This is a genomic window from Frigoribacterium sp. CFBP 8766 (genome assembly GCF_014841435.1).
GTDB lineage: Bacteria > Actinomycetota > Actinomycetes > Actinomycetales > Microbacteriaceae > Frigoribacterium.
Map to the genome: position 1 here is coordinate 109,232 of NZ_JACYTX010000004.1, position 18,835 is coordinate 128,066.

Here is an 18,835-nt window from a genome sequence, read left to right on the forward strand (position 1 = left end):
CGCCGTCGACGCCGTTTCCTGAATCGTCGACACGGAACCCGCGGTGGGGCGGGGCGGGGGGGCACGGCGCACGGCGCACGGCGCGGCGGTTCGGGGCGGTGCCGTGCGAGGCGGGGGCGGTGCCGTGCGGCGCGCGGCAGACTGGCCGCATGGCCGACGCACCCGCACCCCTCGTCACCCCCGACGGTCGCTACCTCGTCGTCCGCGGGCGGCTCTGGCGCCGCACGGACCCGTCGCTGCCCGAGCAGCGCCGGGCCGAGCTGGTGCACGAGCTGATGGAGGCGCGGCGCGCGAAGAAGACCGCGCTGGACGACGACGACGACGCCGAGGCCCGCGAGGCCGCCCGGGCCCGCGTCGACGCCGCGAAGACGGCCCTCGGCGAGCGGGGCCCGGTCTGGTGGGACGACGACGCCCCCGACGAGACCCGCCGCATGGCCGAGAACACCCGGTACGCGGACTGGTTCGCGGAGACGAGCGGCGGCGAGGCCGGCTAGCGCCCCTGGCGCCCTGTGACCCCTAGCGCCCCTGGCGCCCCTAGCGCCCCTGGCGCTTCTTGAACGGCTTCGGCTGCCCCTTGACCGCCGGGGTGCGCCCCTTGCCCTTCGACGCCTTGGCTTTGCCGCCGGCCGGGGGAGCAGGCGGCGCGGGCGGTGTCGAGGGGCTGGCCAGCTCCTCCTCGGCGACGACCACGGCCGCGCGGCCCGCCTTGGTCAGGCGGTAGGGCGAGGCGTCACGGTCGAACAGCTTCTGCCCGAACTCGAGCTCGAGCGCCTCGATCGACGACTCGAGCTTCTGCCGCGAGATGCCGAGCTTGTCGGCCGCGACGGGGAAGTGCAGCACCTCGGCCGCGACGAGGAAGTGCCTCAGGTGGCTCGTCTTCACGTGGTGTCGCCTCTCGCTGGTCGGCCGGGTGCCCGACCGCCCCAGACTAACGGAGCCGCAGGCCGCCCCGCCGAGGCGGGACGACCTGCGGCCGAGGGGACGAGCAGTTCCGGCGGGGACGTCAGGCGACGCTGACCGAGCCGTCCGCGGCGGGGCCGTGCGTGACGCCGAGCCCGTCGAGCGCCTTCTGGAAGATCGTCAGCCCCGACATGCCGGGCAGGTTCGAGATGTTGGCGTCGAGCTTCTCGGCGGCCTTGCGGCCCTCCTCGCCGCTCATGAGCTGGCCGAAGACGAACTTCACGTCGTCGAGCTCCATGATCGACGAGCCGACGGGCGCCCAGACCTTCTGCAGCAGGAAGCGGGTCAGCTTCTGCGCCTTCTTGCTCTTGAGCAGGCGCTCACGGGCCTGCGAGACGTAGAACGCGACGTGGCGCGACTCCTGGCGGGCGATGCGCACGAGCAGCTCGGCGAGCACCGGGTCCTTCTCGAGGGCGGCCATCCGCTTGTACGCGGCCACGGCCGAGTACTCGTTGGCGGCGCCCCACGACATGTGCACGGCCACGAAGTCCGAGCCGACGAACTTGCCGAGCAGGCCCTGCTTCACCGGGTCGAGCTTGTCGCGCCAGCCGAGCTTGAGGCGGTTCGCGCGCAGCTGGTCGTAGTCGACCTTCTCGCCGTGCACCTCGAGGATGGCGGCCAGGGCCTCGCCGTGCCAGAACTCCTCGCGGTTCCACATGGTCATGAAGGTCGAGACGTCGCCCTCCTTGTGCGAGGGCGTCGTCAGCAGGTCACGGGTGTAGCAGACCGTGTGGTACTCGACGTCTGCCATGTAGCGCAGGGTGCGGAGGGAGTCCGGGCTGAGCGGGTTCTCCTTGAAGTGGTCCAGGTCGAGGTCGTCCCAGGTGATGCGCTCGCTGGTGGCGGCGAACTTGTCGATGTCGAATGCCATGTGGCGTGAGGAGGCGCGGGTCGTCAGACCCTGTCTCCTTCTCCTTTCGAGGTGGTGCCGACGGCCGGGGCCGTCGATGTTCCGGACGCGGACGAACCGCGGGCACGCGACCAATCTCGGATGCTCCATCTTCTTCGGAGCGCCTCGCGTGCGAGATTGGCGTCGGGGTTGACGGCGGACGGGTTGCCGAGCATCTCCAGCCACGCCAGGTCGGCGTGGCTGTCACCGTACCCGTACGACCCCGTGAGGTCGATTCCCTCTTCGAGGGCCCACTGCGCGAGCCACGCGGCGCGGGCCTCGTCGACGAGCGGCGGCTGGGCGAGGTAGCCGGTGAGGACGCCGTCGCGCTCGTGCATCGTGCTCGCGACGACCTCGTCGAAGAGGTGCGCGATGGGGGTCGCGAGGGTGCCGATCGAGCCCGTGACGAGCACGGTGCGGTGCCCGGCGGCGCGGTGCTCGGCGATGCGCGCGAGCGCCTCGGGCAGGGTGTGCCGGCGGACCGTCTCGGCGTAGCCGGCCGAGCGGACGACGCCCTTCAGGCGCGAGACGGGCATGCCGGCGTAGCGGCGGAGGAACGCCCGGATGAACTCGCCCCGGTCGCGCCCCTCGGCGCGCAGGTAGGCGGGCAGCCCGGTCAGCAGCGACGCGACCTCGGCGGGCCAGGCCGCCTTGCGGAAGCCGTTCGAGCGCACCCAGAGGTACTGCTCGACGATGTTCGAGTCGAGCACGGTGCCCTCGAGGTCGAAGACGGCGACGACGTCGGTGCGCTGCGGCAGGGCCCGGGCGTCGAGCACGGCCCCGGCCGCGGCGGGACGCACCGAGAACGCCCGGGTCATCGCCGTGATCGACGGGAAGTGCACGGTCTGGAAGTAGTCCTCCCAGTCGATGTCCGTCACGTCGAAGCCGATGTCGGCCGGCGCCTCCTCGGGGAGGCCGTCGTGCAGGGCGCGCGTGCGGCGGTCGTCGAAGATGATCTCGGACTGCACGTAGTGCCGGTACAGGTCGGTGAGGCTCTGCAGCGACTCGAGGTCGGCGCGCCGCGTCTGCACGCCGGTGAGGGCCGTGCGGGTGCGGGTCGTCGAGGGCAGGCGGACGAGCACGCGCTCGCGCCAGTCGTTCGCGCGCTGAGCGGTCCGGATCGCGCCCTCGACCTTGCGGACGCCGGGGAAGTCCCAGGTCGGCACGGGGATGTTCGTGTGCTCGTCGCGCGGCAGCGGGTTCGCCGTGAAGAACGTCTTGAGGTTGTCGAACATCCGCAGGATCGGGAACGGGTTGCTGTTGCCCGACGCGACGTGGAAGTACTGCGGCTCGGGCGCCGAGGCCGGGGCAGCAGCGCCGGCGGCGGCGTCGACGGCGTCGTCGTCGCGGGCCGAGGAGGCGCCGGCCGGGTTCGCGGCCACGGCCAGGATCACGTTCACCACGTAGTCGACCGGCACGATGTCGAGCACGCTGTCGGGCACCCCGGGGAACTCGGGCAGCAGGCCGCGGGCGTACGACATGATCAGCGGGTCGGCGACCTTGAAGCCGTCGATCCAGCCCGGGTAGGGGTGGCGGAGGGCGCTCTCGACGATCGCGGGCCGGACGACGGACAGCCGGTGGCCCTCGGCCGCCCAGATCTGCTCGGCGGCGCGCTCGGCGAAGGCCTTGGTCAGCGTGTAGACGTCGGTCCAGCCGAGGGTCTCGGCGCGGGTGCGCCCGTAGTCGACGAGACGGGCGGCCACCCAGGCGACCCGCGCCTCCTCGGCTGCCGCCGCGACGGCCTGCGGGCCGGTCTTGCCGTGGCCCGCCCGGCCCTCGGCCAGGAACCCGCGGAGCGTCTCGGGCTGGCGCGACGCCGCCTCGACGCGGGCGCGGGCGTCGCGGGCGGCCGCGTGCTCGGCGCGCCAGTCGACGTCGTGCCTGAGCGCCGCCTCGGGGAAGACGCCCTTGCGGATGCCCCCGACGTAGGCCGTCGAGACGTGGACGACGTGCGGGTCGCCGCCCGCCGCGACCAGCGCCTCGTAGAGGCCGACGGCGCCGCCCACGTTCGTGTCGAACGCCTGGTCGATCGGCGGGTCGAACGACACGGTCGACGCGCTGTGGATGACGACGTCGAGGTCGCTCGGCAGGGCGGGCAGCGCGCCGAGGGAGCTCTCGACGACCCGCAGCCGCTCGGTCAGCGCGCGCTCGACCTCGTCCGCCCCGACGCGCTCGCGCCACGACGCGAACACGGGCTTCTTGAGGAGGTGCCGCAGACGGGCCAGGGCCGACGTGCCGGCCTTGGGGCGGATGAGCAGCGTGACCGTCGTGTCGGGGTGCGACGACAACAGCCGCTCGAGGATGGCCTGGCCGACGAAGCCGGTGCCGCCGGTCAGCAGCACGTGTGCCGAGCCGAGGCTGGTCACGGTCGAGCCGGGGACGGAGGAGGGGGCAGGGACGGTCATGCGGTGAGCTTTCGGGTCACGGCGGCGCCCACGGAGGCGTCGAGTCCGGGCAGGGAGGCGACGCGGTCGCCGACGGCGTCCGCCCGCAGGTGGCCGGCGGCGCCGCCCCACACCGCGGCGTCGAAGAAGGTGCGCTCGGCGTCCGAGCGCTCGACGGCGCCCAGCGGCCAGACGGCCGTCGACAAGGAGACGCGGGTCTGCTTCACGGCACGGGCCGAGTCCTCGAGGCGCCAGCGGGCCTCGACGTCGAAGAACTCCTCGTGCCGCGCCTTGACGGTGCGGAGGCGTTCGACGATCGCCGTCAGCGCGGGGCTGTCGGCTCGCTCGACGAGGACGTCGTACGCGTGCCGCATCACCCACTCGTCGACGAGGCCGGTGGTCATGTGCACGGCCACGATGGGCACGCCGCGTCCGATCGCCTCGATCGCGCGCGTGATCGGGCCGCGCCGCTCGACGGCCTCGGCGGGGCTGTGTCGGCGGGGCCCCTCCTCGACGTCCTTGAGGCGCGGCTCGCCGTTCGCCTCGAGCACGGCGTCGACGGCGTCGGCGATCCAGTACTTCTCGAACGCCCAGGTGACGAGGAACGCGGTGACGCGAGCATCTTTGTGCGTGGCGGTGACGAGCAGGTTGCGGAGGTGCTCCATCGTCGCGCTCTCGAGGCGGCCGAGGTGGCGCAGGAGGCGGAGCTCGTCCGGGCCGAGCGGCGCGGCCTCGAAGGGTGCCAGGTCGAGCTCGGCGCGGAGCGTGCCCTGGGCGGTCAGGGTGAACTCGCGGATGTCGAAGGCGCTCGAGTCGTAGGGGTCGCGATCGGTCGTCATGGCTGTGTTCCTCCGGGGGACCTCATCGCGGTGGTGAACGGGACACGATGCACGCAGTTTCCCGACAAGACCGTATCGTAAGCGGCATGGCAACAGCGCTCGTCACCGGGGGCACGTCCGGCATCGGAGCCGAATTCGCCCGTCAACTCGCCGCCCGCGGCTGGGACCTCGTCCTGGTCGCCCGCGACCCCGCCCGACTCGACCTGACCGCCCTCGAGCTGAGGGCCCTCGGACGCGACGTCGAGGTGCTCTCCGCCGACCTCGGCGACCGTGCCGACGTCGACCGGGTGGCCGCCCGGCTCGCCGAGGTGGACCGTCCCGTCGACCTGCTCGTCAACAACGCCGGCTTCGGCGTGCACGAGCCGCTCACGAGCACGGACACGGCCGTGCACGACCGGGCGTTCGAGGTGATGGTGCGGAGCGTGCTGGTGCTGTCGGCGTCCGCGGGGCGCGCGATGCGCCTCCGTGGCTCCGGCCACATCGTCAACGTCGGCAGCGTCGCGGGCTTCATGGCGATGGGCAGCTACTCGTCGATCAAGGCGTGGGTCAACTCGTTCAGCGAGGGCCTCGCGGTCGAGCTGAAGGGCACCGGCGTGGGCGTCACGGTGCTGCAGCCGGGGTGGGTGCGCACGGAGTTCCATCAGCGCGCCGGGATCCGGGCGTCGTCCATACCCAACTCGATGTGGCTCAGCGCCGAACGACTGGTGTCCGCGTGCCTGCGCGACGTCGAGAGAGGCAAGGTGGTGTCCATGCCCACGCTTCGGTACAAGGTGCTGATCGGCTTGGTCAAGCACGCCCCGGGCAGCGCCGTGCGCGCCGTGTCCGGCGCGATCTCGTCGAGCCGCCGTGCGCCCGCGGACGCCGTCGCCGGCGGTGCTGCCGGCACGGACGCTCCGGTGGAGCGGTGACGGTGGCGCGCGACGAGCGACCCGACGAGACCGAGCAGGCCGCCGAGGCGGAGTCCGTCTCCTCGTCGTCCGCTGCGTCGTCGTCCGCCGCCGCCGACGCTCGTGCGGCTCGCCCGCGCCGCGACGCCGTGGCCCGCGCCGCCGTCGACGTCAAGGACCGCTTCAGCTCGCGCGGCCACGCGATGGCCCGCTACGTCGCCCAGCGCGTCGTCCTCAAGCCCACGATCTGGTCGATCACGAGCGTCACCGTCATCGACCGCGACCGGCTCAAGGGCGTCGAGGGCGGCTTCATCGTGGTCGCCAACCACTCGAGCCACCTCGACGCGCCGCTCATCCTCGGCGCCCTGCCACGGCGACTCGCCCGCTACCTCGCCACCGGTGCCGCCGCGGACTACTTCTTCGACGTGCCGTGGCGCCGCAAGCTGACCGAGCTGTTCTTCAACGCGTTCCCCGTGCAGCGCGGGTCGTCGACCGCGACCCCGGCGGGCACGCCCGGGTCGCCGACGCCCCAGGCGCCGGGGGCCGTGGCAGCCGCAGCCGCCGCCGCGGCCGCGCACCCCTCGACGGGCGCGACGGCGATCCCGTCCGCGGCGCGCCGCAAGGCCGCCGCCAAGGTCGCCGCCCGCCGCCGCGCCGGCCAGCCGACCGTCAGCGCCCGCTCGCTGCTCGAGCGCGGCTACCCGGTGCTGGTGTTCCCGGAGGGCACGCGGTCCAAGGACGGCACCGTCGCCTCCTTCAAGCCCGGTGCCGCGGCGCTCGCCGCCGCCTGCGACGTCCCGATCATCCCGCTCGCGCTGATCGGGGCGCACATCGCGCACCCGCGCGGCTCGAGCTGGCCGCGACCCGGCCGGCTGCCCGTCGGCGTCGCGTTCGGCGACCCGATGCGTCCCGAGCCCGGCGAGACCCCCCTCGACTTCTCCGCTCGGCTCCGCGCCGAGATCCTGCGTCTCAAGGACGCGAACACCGCCCGCATCCTGGGCCCCGAACACCCCTCTGAAGGAGCACGACCGTGACCGACGTCCAGAACAAGCCCCAGACCACGGCCGCCGACCACGGCGTCGCCCACATGAAGTGGTGGGGCTGGGGGGTCGAGGGCGTCGCGTTCCACCACGAGGACAAGCCCGGGTTCGCCCCCTTCGTGAAGAAGATCGTCGGCGTCGAGCTGACCCAGGGCCAGCACGACACGGGCCTCGACTTCGCCCAGCTGACCGTGCCCGCGTCGCGCGCCTCGGCCGAGGTGATCGACTCGCTCGTGCAGATCGTCGGGCCCGAGCACGTCGACCAGGGCGACCACGACCGCGTCGTGCACACCTACGGCAAGAGCATCCGCGACCTGATCCGCATCCGCGCGGGCATCCTCGAGCGCGTGCCCGACCTGGTGGTCTACCCCGCCGACGAGGCCGAGGTGCAGCAGATCGTCGACCTCGCCGTCGCGAGCGACGTCGTGCTGATCCCCTTCGGCGGCGGCAGCAACATCGTCGGCAGCCTCGAGCCGATGCCGACCGAGGAGCGCACCGTGGTCTCGCTCGACATGGGCCGCCTCTCGAAGGTGCTCGACATCGACGAGGACGGCGGCCTCGCCCGCATCCAGGCCGGCGGCCAGGGCCCCGACCTCGAGGAGCAGCTGAACGCGCGCGGCTGGACCCTCGGCCACTTCCCGGACAGCTTCACGCACTCGACCATGGGGGGCTGGGTCGCGACCCGCTCCTCCGGCATGCAGAGCGACAAGTACGGCGACATCGCGGACATCACCAAGGGGCTGCGCGTCGTGCGCCCCGGGGGAGTCCTCGCGATCCGCGCCGTGCCGAGCGCCTCCACCGGGCCCTCGCTGCGCGAGATGATCATCGGCTCGGAGGGGCGCCTCGGCGTCATCACCGAGGTCACCGCCCAGGTGCACCGCCTGCCCGAGAAGCGCGAGATCCTCGCCTACCTGTTCCCGTCGTGGCACGACGGCCTGGCCGCCATGCAGGCCATCGCCGAGAGCGACGCGCGTCCGTCGGTGACCCGTGTCTCGGACGCCCACGAGACGGCGTTCTCGTTCGCGACCTCGAAGGCGAGCACGGGCATCTCGAAGGTCGTCAACGACGCGCTGCCGAAGGTGCTCAAGGCGAAGGGCTGGGACGTCGACGCGATGTGCCTGTCGTTCATCGGCTACGAGGGCAGCCCCGAGCACGTCGCCCAGACCCAGAAGGCCGTCGCCAAGATCGTCAAGGCGAACAAGGGCATGGGCGTCGGCAAGGGCCCGGGCAAGCTCTACGACCAGAAGAAGTTCGACACGCCCTACCTGCGCGACTTCTTCATGGATCACGGAGGCGCGGCCGACGTCTCCGAGACCGCCGCGCCCTGGTCGAAGCTGCGCGCCGTGTCGTCGCGCGTCTACGCCGCCGCCAACCAGGCCTTCGACCAGATCGGCGTCCAGGGCTGGATCATGGGGCACCTGTCGCACTCGTACCACTCGGGCGCCTGCCTCTACTTCACGTTCGCCTTCGAGCACGGCGAGCAGGCCGAGGCGGAGTACGACGTCGTGAAGCACGCCATCCAGCAGGCGTTCATCGACACCGGCGCGACCGTGTCGCACCACCACGGGGTCGGCCTGGAGCACCAGCCCTGGCTGGCCCAGGACGTCTCGCCCGAGGGCGTCGCCGTCATGCAGGGGCTGTTCGACTCGGCGGACCCGGGGCGCGTCTTCAACCCGGGCAAGGTCACCGGCGCGTAGGCCCGCTTCTCGCCCGTCACTCGGGCTCGGCGCCCCGTCGCACCTCGTGTGCGGCGGGGCGTCGCGCTGTCGCGCCGTCGCACCGTGCGGCTGCGCGCTCGCGTTGTGCGTCGCGCGGCTGCGCTGTCGCGTCGCGCACTCGTGTCGAGGACTCAGGTGCGGGCGTCGTCAGGTCCGCAGCGTCCTCGGCGGGCCGGGCCGCGCCTCCTCCGTCTCCTGAGTCGTCGACGCACTGACGGTCCGCTCGAGCCGACGCGTCGACGGTCCGCCCGAGCCGACGCGTCGACGGTCCGCCGCCGGGCGTCATCTGGGGCGGCGGCGCAGGCCCGCTGCCTACACTGAGGTCTGTTCGTACGTACCGACCCACCTCACGGAAGAGACGCGCATGACCGGCATCCACGACGACATCACCTCCGCCTTCGGCGACACGCCCCTCGTGCGCCTCAACCGCCTGGCGGTGCCCGGCGGCGCCGAGGTCGTCGTGAAGCTCGAGTTCTACAACCCGGGCGCCAGCGTCAAGGACCGTCTCGGCGTCGCCATCGTCGACGCGGCCGAGGCGTCGGGCCAGCTGCAGCCCGGCGGCACGATCGTCGAGGGGTCGAGCGGCAACACCGGCATCGCCCTCGCCCTCGTGGGCGCCGCCCGCGGCTACCGCGTCGTGATCACGATGCCCGAGACGATGAGCGTCGAACGCCGCACCCTGATCAAGGCGTACGGCGCCGAGGTCGTCCTGACCCCGGGCGGCGAGGGCATGCGCGGCGCCGTCGAGCGCGCGAAGCAGATCGTCGACGAGACCGAGGGCGCCGTCTGGGCCCAGCAGTTCGAGACGCTGGCGAACGCCGAGATCCACCGCCGCACGACGGCGCGCGAGATCATCCGCGACACCGACGGCGCGATCGACTTCTTCGTCGCGGGCGTCGGGACCGGCGGCACGATCACGGGCGTCGGCCAGGTGCTCCACGAGGAGGTGCCGGGCGTGAAGGTCGTCGCCGTCGAGCCCGCCGACTCGCCGCTGCTCAGCGAGGGCAAGGCCGGACCGCACAAGATCCAGGGCATCGGCGCGAACTTCGTGCCGGAGGTGCTCGACCGGTCGCAGATCGACGAGGTCTTCCCCGTTCAGCTCGACGACGCCCTGCGCGTCGCTCGGGACCTCGGCACGAAGGAGGGCATCCTCTCCGGCATCTCGTCGGGCGCGATCGTGCACGCCGCCCTCGAGATCGCCGCCCGCCCCGAGAACGCCGGCAAGCGCATCGTCGCGATCGTCTGCGACACGGGTGAGCGCTACCTCTCGACGGTGCTGTTCCAGGACCTCGCGGACGCCTAGCGTGCGGCTGGTCGCGCGGCTCCGCGAGGACCTCGCCACCGTCCGGCGACGCGATCCCGCGGCCCGCGGACGGCTCGAGACGGCACTCGTCTACTCGGGGCTGCACGCGGTCTGGGCGCACCGCCTGACCAGCCGGCTGTGGCGTGCGGGAGGCGTGCCGCGCCTCCTCGGCTCGCGGTTCGTCGCCCGGGTGCTGTCGCAGGTCGCGCGGACGGCGACCGGAGTGGAGATCCACCCGGGGGCCGTGCTCGGGCGACGGCTCTTCATCGACCACGGGATGGGGACGGTCGTCGGCGAGACGGCGGTCGTCGGCGACGACTGCACGCTGTTCCACGGGGTGACCCTCGGGGGCAAGGGCGGCCGCGGCGTCGCCGGGCGTCGGCACCCGACGCTCGAGCGCGGCGTCACGATCGGCGCGGGCGCGGCGGTGCTCGGCGGGGTCGTGGTCGGTGCGGACAGCGTCGTCGGCGCGGGCGCGGTCGTCACGCACGACGTGCCGCCCGGGTCGGTCGCGGTCGGCGTGCCCGCCGTCGCACGGCCGCGGCGGCGCTAGCTCGCTGCTGTCGTTGGCGCTGCTCGTGCGCCTCGCCGTCTCCGCGTCGGGGATTCAGGTGCCGGCGTCGACGCTGGACTCGGGGCCCGGCTGGGCGGCGCAGGTCGTCGTCGTCCGCCTGAGTCCTCGACGGCGACGACGCGACGACGTGACGACGTGACGACGTGACGACGTGACGACGTGACGACGTGACGGACGACGGCACCGCTGCGCCGCGGGGCGGCCGCCTACACGAGCGGGCGCCGTGCCTTCGGCATGCCCGCGACCACGCGGTCGTACGAGTTGCCCACGAGGTCCTCGACCATGGTCGCGGGAAGGTCGCCCGACAGGTCGAGCGTGATCCAGTGCCGCTTGTTGAGGTGCCACCCCGGGGTGATCTCGGGGTGCTCGGCGCGCAGCTGCTCGGCGTGCTCCGGAACCGCCTTGAGCGAGACGGACGGCCTCTCGGCGTCGACGGGCACGAGGGCGAAGATCTTGCCGCGCACCTTGTACACGGCGATCTCGAGCCCGAACGGGAACGTCAGCTCGGCAGAGGGCTGCTCGGCGCAGATCGCCTGCACCTGCTCAGTCGTCGTCGGCATGGGCCCAGGATGCCATGCGCGGCAGATGCCCAGCCTGAGCCTGCCGCGGGCACGTACGTCCGCGCATCCGCGTCGCCCGTGTCCGAGCAACGGGACGAGTCGGCGACCGTGAGTCGCGATCGCCCGCGGAGCCGCGCGATGAGGTGGCCAGCAGTGCCGTGTCAGCCGTGCCGGCTGTGCCGTGCAGGCCCGGCCGTGCCAGCCGTGCCGCGTCGAGCACTGCCGACCGTCAGGCGTTCGTGAGCTCGCGCTCTGCTGCTGTCGTGCTCCGCGCCTCCTTGGCGGACGTGCCGAGGCGGTCCTTGAGACGGAGGGCCGGCCCCTCGACGAAGCGGTGCGAGAGGTACGCCGTCACGACGGACGCGGCGATCACGGCCACGATGCCGAGCGCCCCGGGGACGACGGGGGTGATGAGGGCGATGAAGACGACGTGCCACAGGTAGATCGGGTACGAGAGCGCCCGGCCGAACCAGGCCACGGGGCTGAGCGAGAGCACCCGGGCGGGGAGCGACGGTCGGGAGACGAGGCCGCCGATCAGCAGTGCCGACGCGATCGCGACGCCGGGCAACATCACGGTGAAGGTCGTCACGTTCTGCTGCCAGCCGCTGCCGATCGCCGCCAGGGAGCCGACGACGCCGGCGAGGCCGACCCAGGTGGCGACGCTGCCGAGGCGGCCTCGGAACAGCGCCTGCCCCTTCTCGGAGCCCATCACGAGCGCCAGTCCGCAGCCGAGCAACAGCGGGGCCACGTTCAGCACCGGGCTGAAGTAGATGTCGGGCGTCGACCCGCCCCCGGGCGCCTCGAAGAGGAAGCCCGACGCCACCACGGAGGCCACGACGAGCGCGCCGAGCACGGACACCATGACCCGGCGGGTGGCGACGACCGCGATGAGGAGCATGAGGAGGGGCGGCCAGACGATGTAGAACTGCTCCTCCATCGAGAGGCTCCACATGGGCGAGAACACGCCCTGCGATTCACCGAAGAACGAGCGGGCGACGTTGCCCGTGTAGGTGAGCGCGACCGCGGCCGCGCCGAGGGCGCTCATGGTCGAGCCCTGGTAGTCGCCGATCAGCCACCACAGGGCGACGCCGACCACCACCACGGCGAGCAGGGTCGGGTACAGGCGCAGGATCCGCCTCACCCAGAAGCGGCCCAGGCGGATGCGGCCCGTGCGGGCGTGCTCGCCGAGCAGCAGCGTCGTGATGAGGTAGCCGGAGAGCACGAAGAAGACGTTGACGCCCACGAATCCGCTGCCGAAGCCGGGCACGTGCAGGTGGTAGAGCACCACGAAGGCGATGGCGACCGTGCGCAGGCCGTCGAGCGGCAGGACGCGGTCGCGGCGCGTCGATGTCGTCGGAGAGGCGAGGGGCATCGGGCCAGTCTGCCTGGCGGACCTCCGATCTGCCCGGGTGCGGTCACCCCGAGGCGGCGGGGTGCGCTGGGCGGACAGGTGCGTCAGGCGGCAGGCACGTCGAGCGTGTGGAGCGTGTCGAGCCGGTCGAGCGCGTCGAGCGCGTCGACGATTCAGGAGGAGGTGGCGAGAGCTAGCAGGGAGCCTGCCGGGACGACGACAGGGCGTCGACGACTCCTGAGTCGTCGACGCCCTGCGTGTCCCACGTGCCGAGGCGAGGCGAGGCGTGGCGTGCCGTCGCGAGGTGCGCGCGCGGCGCGTCAGGCCGAGGGCGCCCCGGCGTGCTTGCCCGAGCCGCCGTGGCTGCCCGCTCCCGGACCCGCGTCTGCTGCGGATGCGGCGTCTCCTCCGGCCCCGGATCCGGCTCCCGAGGGGCGGCCGTAGCCGACCCGTCGCGGCAGGGCGAACACCAGCGCGAAGGCGACGAGCGCGAACGCCGCGCTGACTCCCATGGCCGCGGCGGAGGCGTCGGTGAAGCCCGCGGCGCGACCAGCCGCCGTCGCCAGCTCGCGGCCGCCGGGCAGCGACCCGAAGAGCACGCTGCCGATGATGGCGATGCCCACCGCCGAGCCGATGCGCTGGATGGCGGAGATCACGGCGCTGGCCGAGCCGGCGTCCTGCGGGTCGACCGTGGCCACGATGAACTGGACGTTCGGGGCGATGAAGAAGCCGTTCCCGAGGCCGGCGACCAGCAGCGGGACCAGCAGGATCCAGTTGGTGAGGTCGGCCGGCTCGACGACGAGGAGGAGGATCCACATCGCCCCGAGCCCGATCGTGACGAGGGCCGTCCCGAGCACCAGCACGTTGCGGCCGAGCTTCTGGGCGAGCTGGTTGCTCTGCGACGACGAGATGATGCTTCCGACCGCGAACGGGATGGCGACGGCGCCGGAGGCGAGGGCGCTGTTCCCGAGGCCCGACTGCCAGAGCAGCGAGATCGTGAAGAAGATGCTGGTGAAGGCCGCGAAGTACACGAGGGCCAGGACGACGCCGCCCGTGAACTGCGGGTGGGAGAACAGCTTGGGGGGCACCAGCGGCGTGCGTCCTCGGCGGGTGTAGGCCACCTCCCACAGGCCGAACAGCGCGAGCAGCACGAGGCCGCCGGCGATGCTCAGGTAGGTCCAGAGGGGCCAGCCCTCGTCCTGCCCCTGGATCAGCGGGACGAGCAGCGCGACGAACGCCGCCGACACGAGCAGAAGGCCGAACCAGTCGAGCCCGCGGTCGGGGCGAGGCACGGACTCGTCACGACGGGGGAGCAGCACGGCGGCCGCGATCAGCGTGATGATGCCGAAGGGCAGGTTCACGAAGAACACGAGACGCCAGCCGTGCTCGTCGCCGAACGCCTGGATGAGCAGCCCGCCGATGATCGGCCCGAGGGCCGACGAGACGCCGATGACGGCTCCCATGATGGCGAAGGCCTTGCCGCGCGACCGCCCCGGGAACAGCAGCTGGATGAACGCCGTCACGGCCGGCACGAAGATGCCGCCCGCGAGCCCCTGCACGACGCGGAACACGACGAGCTGGTGGTCGCTCGTGGCCACGCCGCAGGCGAGGCTCGCGAGGGTGAAGAGCAGCACGCCCGAGAAGTAGACCCACTTGTGCCCGATGCGGTCGCCGATGCGCCCGGCCGGGATGAGCGTCAGGCCGAAGGCCAGCGCGTAGCCCGAGATGATCCACGAGAGGGTCGACTCGGAGGCGTCGAGGTTCGTCCTGATCGTCGGCAGCGCGACGTTGACGATCGTCGTGTCCAGCAGGGCGATGAACATGCCGAGCAGCAGCGCCGACAGGGCGAGCCACGACTGGCGGGGGATGGCGGGCGCCGGGGCGGCTGCCCGGGCGGTGGCGTCGGTCATGGAGGTGCCTTTCAGGGGGCAGGGTCGGGTGCCCGGCGGGTGGCCGGAAGAGGGAGACGGGAGTCGAGGAGGCGGTCGCTACCGACCGGGGGAGCCGGGGGTCAGTGCGTGCCTGGCCCCCGCCTCCTCGTCGGCGACGATCTCGGGGAGCGCGTCGACGAGCGTGTCGTGCCAGGCGAGCTCGGCGCGGAGCCGGTGCTCTCGGTGCGCCATCGCGTGCTTCTCGGCGACGGAGAGATAGGGGCTGGCGCGACGGTGGTGCTCGATCTCGTCGTCGAGGAGGCGACGGACTGCCCCGCGACGTTCGTGGACCGTGCCGACCAGGTCGTCGATGGCGTCGGGGTCGACGCGGGTCAGCGCGAGGTCGAAGGGGTCGGGCCGCAGCACGACGGTCTCGAGCGCGTGCCGGCGGGAGTCGGCGAGGGCCGCGCGGCCCTCGTCGGTGATCGCCCAGACCTGTCGCTCGGGGAAGTTTCCCTCGCGCTCGGTGCGGACGGGGGCGAGCAGGCCCTCGGCGGCGAGGCGCTTGAGGGCGCCGTAGAGCCCGCCGACCGAGATGTCGGTCCACTGGTGCACGTGTTCCTGCTCGGCCTGGAGCTTGAGCTGGTGCCCGTGCATCTCGCCGTGGCGCGCGAACGAGTCGAGCACGAAGAGGCGGATGGAGGACACCGAGGTACTCTCGCACGAGTAGTCGTTCTCGTCAAATATCGTGCAGTGCGCGCAACCTCGGCGTCACCGCGGGCGTCGCGGGCCTCGAGGAGACCGGACGCTGTCGAGGACTCAGGCGCGGGACGCGGCGAGCTCGGCGACGTCGCGCATCACGGGCGCGAGCGACGGCGACTCCTGATCGCTCAACAGCAGCGCGGCGCGCTCAGGAGCGAGCCCGGCGAAGCACTCGCCGATGGTGACGCCGTGCTCGGGCTGCGAGACGACGCGGAGGTCGTCGCCCGCCGAGATCTCGCCGCCGACGACCACCTTGAGGTAAGCACCGGGCCTGCCCTCCTCCTGGAACCGACGCACCCAGCCCCGTTCGCCGAGTCGACGTGCGAACGTGGCACACGGAGTCCGCGGCATGGTCACCTCGAGGACGAGACGCTCGCCGACGGCCCACCGCTCGCCGATGACGGCGCCGGTGACGTCGAGGCCCGACGTGCGGAGGTTCTCGCCGAACGAGCCGGGAAGCACCTCACGGCCGAGGAGGTCGGCGAAGTGGTCGGCGTCCTCGTCCGCGAAGGCGTACACGGCCTTGTCCTCGCCGCCGTGGTGGGCACGACTGGCCTGGACGTCACCCCTCAGGCCGAGCTTGCGGACGGGCACCGGACCCTCGACCGGTCGCTTGTCGATCGCGGTCACGCCGACGCTGCCGGAGTCCTCGAGCAAGGCGTGGACGCGGCAGATCGCAGTGACGTGGGGCATGGATCCATCGTGCCCGAGACCACGACCCTCGACAAGACGGACGGCGACCGGCGGGCGCTCGAGAGACGGTGCGACGACGACGGCGCGCCTCGAGGCTGCGAGCGTGACAGCGCTCGTCAGCGCGTGACTGCCTCGCGGGCGTGCAGCAGCCCCAGCTCGGACCGTCGGGGCAGGCCCTCCCAGTCGCCGGCCGCCAAGCAGGCGAACGCCCCGACCGTCGCGGCGGTCTGCAGGCGCGTCGGTGCGTCGTTCTCGGCCGCGAGCTCGGCGAGGTAGCCCGCGACGAACGCGTCTCCGGCCCCGACCGTGTCGTGGGCGACGATCGACACGGCCTCCTGAGTGACCAACTGGCCGTCGATCATCGCCACGGCACCGTCCGCACCGCACTTGACGACGGCCTGCCGCGGACCGAGCTCGGCGAGGCCGCGCGCGAGCACGGCGCGGGCGGCAGCGGCAGCGGCATCGGAGGGCGAACCGGCGGCAGCGTCGGTCGCGAACGACGCCGTCGCGGCTGGTCCGAGCAGCATCGCGGCCTCGTCCTCTCCGGCGAACAGCACGTCGCAGCCGGCTGCGAACTCCCGGCAGAACGTCGCGGCGTCGTCCGTCGACCACAGGGCGCGCCGGTAGTTGACGTCGAACGACACCAGGACACCCGCCTCACGGGCGACGTCGGCGGCTCGACGGACCGCCTGCGCCGCCGAGTCGGAGAGAGCCGGCGTGATGCCGGTCACGTGCAGCACGTCCGCCGAGGCGATGGCCGCCTCGTCGAGATCGTCGGCCGACAGACGCGATCCGGCGCTCCCGGCCCGGTAGTAGGTGACGCTCTGCGAGGTCGAGGTCCGACGTTCCTTGATCATCAGGCCGGTCGCCGCGCCGTCGTCGATCGTGACCCGGGCGTCGACGCCCTCGGCGCGGATCTCCCGAGCGACGAGACGGCCGACGGAGTCGTCGCCCACTCGGCCGAACCAGATCACGTCCACGCCGAGCCTGCTCAGGCCGATCGCGACGTTGGACTCCGAGCCGCCGATGCCGAGCTGCATCGTGCTCGCGTGGGCGAGCGGCCCCGGCTGCGTGTTCGACAGCAGCCCCATGGTCTCGCCGAGCGTGACGACCCGTGGCCGCCTGGTCGAGCTCGAGGAGGCGGCGGTCGCGTCCGTCACCGCGCCTCCCCGGCCTCGAGGGCCAGCCCGACGACGCGGCGTGCGCGCTCCTCGAGGGCGCTCGCAGCGCCTCCGGCGAAGGCGTCACGCAGGAGCGGACCGCCGAGGCTCACGGCGAGCGAGCCCGCGCGGATCCACGCCGGGACGTCGTCGAGCTCGATGCCGCCTGACGGCACGACCTCCAGGTCCGGGAAGGGGCCGCGCAGCTGCCCCAGGTAGCCGGGCCCCACCGTCGAGGCGGGGAAGAGCTTGACCGCTGTGGCGCCCGACGCCCAGCTCGACCAGAGCTCGGTCGGCGTGAGGCCGCCGGGGTAGAAGGGCACGCCACGACTCGTGACCGCGGCGGCGATGGCCGACGACGTGATCGGCGTGACGACGTAGGCGGCGCCGTGGTCGACGGCGGACAGGCCCTGCTCGACCGTGGTGACGGTCCCCAGGCCGATCTCGGCGGCGTCGGCGAAGCGACGGGCGAGCTCGGGCAGAACGGCCAGGACGCCGGGCGTCGTGAGCGTCAGCTCGATGCTCTGGATGCCTCCGCGGACGAGGGCCTCGACCACGGGCTCGAGCTCGCCGGCTGTGGGCGCTCGGAGCACGGCGATGACGCGCGATCCTCGGAGAGCAGCCGAGGCAGGCGTCCGGCCGCCTGGTCCGGTCAGGGCCTGAGCGGCCGTGGACGTGCTGCTGACGGTCATCGTGAGTCCTTCGCGCCGGTGCGGTGGTCATGACCAGTATGACCGGAGGCGGGGGAAAGGGCTGACCCGCGTGCGGCCCGGACCAGAGGTCGGCGCCGCTCGGCGAGCTCCCTGCGGCGGGCCCAGCTGTGATGTGCCTCGTCGGGCCGACGACGTGGCAGACGCCACCGTCGGCCAGGTCGCGAGCGTCCGTGCGTCGACCGTCGTCCGGTCGCCTCGTCCCGCCCTCGGCCCGGACCGGGGGTCCGTCCGGTCGACAGGCCGTCGCGGACGCGCGTATGTGTCGGCGGCACGGGCCCGGCAGCCGTCCCGTCACGGTGCATCAGGACTGCCGCCTCGATCGCGGCCAGGACGGTGTCCCAGTGCTCCGCGATCAGCTCGTAGCTCAGGTGCACGGGGATCCGCCGGCGGATGAAGGTCGCCATGTCCTTGCTGACGTCGGCGTCGAACCGGTCGGTGTGCCACTTGCGCCCGTCCGTCTCGACTCCGAGCACACCGTTCACGACCAGGTCGGTGTGGCGGCCGAAGCCGACGGGCACCTGCGAGGTGACGTGGAAGCCCGCCCTCCGGAGCCGCGTGCGCACGACGCTCTCGAGGATGCTCTCGCTGTCGGCGTCGACCCAGTCGGCGATGCCGCGGGCGTCGGCGGGCAGACGGTCGAGGACCCCGGAGAACTCGGCATCCGAGACGCGCCCCTGGTGGAGGGCCCAGTCGCAGAGCGCGACCGCGATCTCGAAGTCCTCCTCGAGGACTGCTCGGACGAGGGCGTCCGCGATCGAGACGACGGCCACGCCGCCCCGTTCCCGGACGGCGACCGGATCCCACACGACCCGTGACCGTCGACACCGGCGGAGCCGCGCGGCGTGGGGCGGGACGGAGACGCAGACCGTGTCGGGACGATCCCACATCCATCCGCCGAGGTGGAACAGGGCGGAGGCGCCCGTGAGGCGCCCGCCGACCCGGACCGCCGTGACGCGGTCGTCGTCGAGGGGCAGGTTGCTGTACCAGCCGAGGCGCGGCCGATGGAGGTCGCCCGACCGCACGGCCCGGGTGAGGTCGCGATCCGTCGCGCCGGCCCGGCGGAGCTGCTGGCGGGTGGCGAAGCCCCCGGCGTCGCTGACGATGTCGGTGAGGGTGCTGACGTGCATGCCG

Annotated in this window: 18 protein-coding genes; 6 read left to right on the plus strand and 12 right to left on the minus strand. The window is 72.8% G+C overall.

All coding sequences use genetic code 11. The features are described 5' to 3' along the window. Positions 1–149: 149 nt before the first annotated feature. On the plus strand, positions 150–494 hold the full coding sequence (locus IFT90_RS13300) for a hypothetical protein (RefSeq protein WP_192042702.1): 345 nt from the start codon (positions 150–152) through the stop codon (positions 492–494). Between the two features lie 40 nt (positions 495–534). Here IFT90_RS13300 and IFT90_RS13305 read toward each other — a convergent pair whose 3' ends face one another. The 4 genes from IFT90_RS13305 to IFT90_RS13320 form a co-directional block, all read right to left on the minus strand. Then, entirely contained in the window at positions 535–882 is a 348-nt protein-coding gene (locus IFT90_RS13305; RefSeq protein ID WP_123546825.1) for a LysR family transcriptional regulator, read from the minus strand. Between the two features lie 121 nt (positions 883–1,003). After that, positions 1,004–1,831, minus strand: a complete 828-nt coding sequence (locus tag IFT90_RS13310) for a ferritin-like domain-containing protein (RefSeq protein WP_192042703.1) — start codon at positions 1,829–1,831, stop codon at positions 1,004–1,006. A 23-nt stretch (positions 1,832–1,854) separates the two neighbouring features. Next, positions 1,855–4,254: an SDR family oxidoreductase gene (locus IFT90_RS13315; protein WP_192042704.1), complete on the minus strand. Its 2,400-nt coding sequence runs from the start codon at positions 4,252–4,254 to the stop codon at positions 1,855–1,857. After that, positions 4,251–5,072 carry a hypothetical protein gene (locus IFT90_RS13320; RefSeq protein WP_192042705.1) on the minus strand — a complete coding sequence of 274 codons (822 nt, stop codon included), beginning with the start codon at positions 5,070–5,072 and terminating at the stop codon, positions 4,251–4,253. The genes IFT90_RS13315 and IFT90_RS13320 overlap by 4 nt, the downstream gene beginning before the upstream one ends. Positions 5,073–5,158: 86 nt before the next feature. On the opposite strand from IFT90_RS13320, the gene IFT90_RS13325 reads away from it, so the two are divergent. The 5 genes from IFT90_RS13325 to epsC all read left to right on the plus strand — a co-directional run bounded on the left by IFT90_RS13325 (position 5,159) and on the right by epsC (position 10,573). After that, positions 5,159–5,980: an SDR family oxidoreductase gene (locus IFT90_RS13325; protein WP_192042706.1), complete on the plus strand. Its 822-nt coding sequence runs from the start codon at positions 5,159–5,161 to the stop codon at positions 5,978–5,980. Continuing rightward, complete coding sequence (locus IFT90_RS13330; RefSeq protein WP_192042707.1) at positions 5,977–6,993, plus strand: lysophospholipid acyltransferase family protein; 1,017 nt, start codon at positions 5,977–5,979, stop codon at positions 6,991–6,993. The genes IFT90_RS13325 and IFT90_RS13330 overlap by 4 nt, the downstream gene beginning before the upstream one ends. Next, positions 6,990–8,696: an FAD-binding oxidoreductase gene (locus IFT90_RS13335; RefSeq protein ID WP_371812316.1), complete on the plus strand. Its 1,707-nt coding sequence runs from the start codon at positions 6,990–6,992 to the stop codon at positions 8,694–8,696. The genes IFT90_RS13330 and IFT90_RS13335 overlap by 4 nt, the downstream gene beginning before the upstream one ends. A 385-nt stretch (positions 8,697–9,081) precedes the next feature. Continuing rightward, positions 9,082–10,020: a cysteine synthase A gene (gene cysK / locus IFT90_RS13340; protein ID WP_192042708.1), complete on the plus strand. Its 939-nt coding sequence runs from the start codon at positions 9,082–9,084 to the stop codon at positions 10,018–10,020. Position 10,021: 1 nt separating this feature from the next. Further along, positions 10,022–10,573 (plus strand): serine O-acetyltransferase EpsC, encoded by a 552-nt coding sequence (gene epsC / locus IFT90_RS17110; protein WP_192042709.1) that lies wholly within the window; start codon positions 10,022–10,024, stop codon positions 10,571–10,573. Between the two features lie 227 nt (positions 10,574–10,800). Here the strand turns inward: epsC and IFT90_RS13350 are convergent, their stop codons facing one another. The 8 genes from IFT90_RS13350 to IFT90_RS13385 form a co-directional block, all read right to left on the minus strand. Continuing rightward, on the minus strand, positions 10,801–11,154 hold the full coding sequence (locus IFT90_RS13350; protein WP_192042710.1) for an MmcQ/YjbR family DNA-binding protein: 354 nt from the start codon (positions 11,152–11,154) through the stop codon (positions 10,801–10,803). A gap of 229 nt (positions 11,155–11,383) precedes the next feature. Further along, entirely contained in the window at positions 11,384–12,526 is a 1,143-nt protein-coding gene (locus IFT90_RS13355) for an acyltransferase (protein WP_192042711.1), read from the minus strand. A gap of 299 nt (positions 12,527–12,825) precedes the next feature. Continuing rightward, a complete protein-coding gene (locus IFT90_RS13360; RefSeq protein WP_192042712.1) occupies positions 12,826–14,415 on the minus strand; it encodes an MFS transporter in 1,590 nt (529 codons plus the stop codon). A gap of 78 nt (positions 14,416–14,493) precedes the next feature. After that, positions 14,494–15,084: a PadR family transcriptional regulator gene (locus IFT90_RS13365; protein ID WP_199861872.1), complete on the minus strand. Its 591-nt coding sequence runs from the start codon at positions 15,082–15,084 to the stop codon at positions 14,494–14,496. A 111-nt stretch (positions 15,085–15,195) separates the two neighbouring features. Next, positions 15,196–15,831 carry an MOSC domain-containing protein gene (locus IFT90_RS13370; protein WP_192042713.1) on the minus strand — a complete coding sequence of 212 codons (636 nt, stop codon included), beginning with the start codon at positions 15,829–15,831 and terminating at the stop codon, positions 15,196–15,198. A gap of 116 nt (positions 15,832–15,947) precedes the next feature. Then, the gene (locus IFT90_RS13375) at positions 15,948–16,991 is read right to left on the minus strand and encodes a sugar kinase (protein WP_371812317.1); all 1,044 of its coding nucleotides are present in this window, start codon (positions 16,989–16,991) and stop codon (positions 15,948–15,950) included. Further along, entirely contained in the window at positions 16,988–17,683 is a 696-nt protein-coding gene (locus tag IFT90_RS13380; RefSeq protein ID WP_192042714.1) for a bifunctional 4-hydroxy-2-oxoglutarate aldolase/2-dehydro-3-deoxy-phosphogluconate aldolase, read from the minus strand. The genes IFT90_RS13375 and IFT90_RS13380 overlap by 4 nt, the downstream gene beginning before the upstream one ends. Further along, on the minus strand, positions 17,680–18,831 hold the full coding sequence (locus tag IFT90_RS13385) for a type IV toxin-antitoxin system AbiEi family antitoxin domain-containing protein (RefSeq protein WP_192042715.1): 1,152 nt from the start codon (positions 18,829–18,831) through the stop codon (positions 17,680–17,682). The genes IFT90_RS13380 and IFT90_RS13385 overlap by 4 nt, the downstream gene beginning before the upstream one ends. Positions 18,832–18,835 lie beyond the last annotated feature (4 nt).